Here is an 865-nt window from a genome sequence, read left to right on the forward strand (position 1 = left end):
GGCCCGCCCTCGGCGCCCCGCCCCGCCACTGGTTCTCGTCAGGGCGAGCACCGATACCACCACTCCGGCCAGACCAGCCATCGTGCCGACGATGCTCGCTACCAGCGCCCCGGTGTTCAAATCGGCCAGCACCACCACCAGCACCAGCGCGACCGAACTCAGGCCCGCCAGCACCGCTACCAGCCATGCCACGGCCCGGCCTCGCCCGGAACCCCCCGTCATCACGCCCTCCCGCCCACGCGCCACATCGTCTACCCCTGCCTCGGGCCGACCCCGTCAACTAGCGGCAGGTGGACAGACCGTAGCGCCCCGCAAGCAGCCGAAGCATTCGAACGCAACACAAAATCCCACCCAACCACCCACCCCGAATAAACGTCCGGAAGCCCGGAACGGGCACAGTGACAACTGCATCTGGCGACACGGCGTTTACTGGCACCTCAACTTGCGCGGCCCGACAAGGAACGCATACGGCCACGTGATCATCCGGGGTTGTAGACCCATAGCCAGTCGCCCTTCACCACCTACTCGCGGTCGGCCGGACGCTTGGCCGTGACGATGCGCGCGCTGAGCGGAGCGCCCCCACCGGGCTTGGCCACATCGCGGCAGCTGCCAGCTCGCCCTCAGCCACGGCCGGGTAGTGCGGTCTCCTTACGGCCCGCAGGGGGTGACGGCGGGAGTACGGCGCTCAGCTCCCACGGCTGCTGTGGTGCGGTTCCCGGGCCTGCGCCCTCCGCCTGTCCCCTCGCTGCCAGCCCGTTCTTGAGGCGCGCGACGGGCAAGTGGCAGTCGGCGACGGGCCCCCGGGCCAGCCTCTCAGCGCTGCCGCCGTGTTCTCGTGGCGGGGTGACGGGCCTCGGTCTCGATG

Annotated in this window: 1 protein-coding gene; it reads right to left on the reverse strand. The window is 70.2% G+C overall.

The annotated features are described in order from the left end of the window. A partial coding sequence (locus tag K6I33_RS35360; protein WP_374286711.1) for a hypothetical protein occupies positions 1 to 192 on the reverse strand: 192 nt, incomplete at its 3' end. Positions 193 to 865: the final 673 nt, after the last annotated feature.

The organism is Streptomyces sp. UNOB3_S3, assembly GCF_020740895.1.
Taxonomy (GTDB): Bacteria; Actinomycetota; Actinomycetes; order Streptomycetales; family Streptomycetaceae; genus Streptomyces.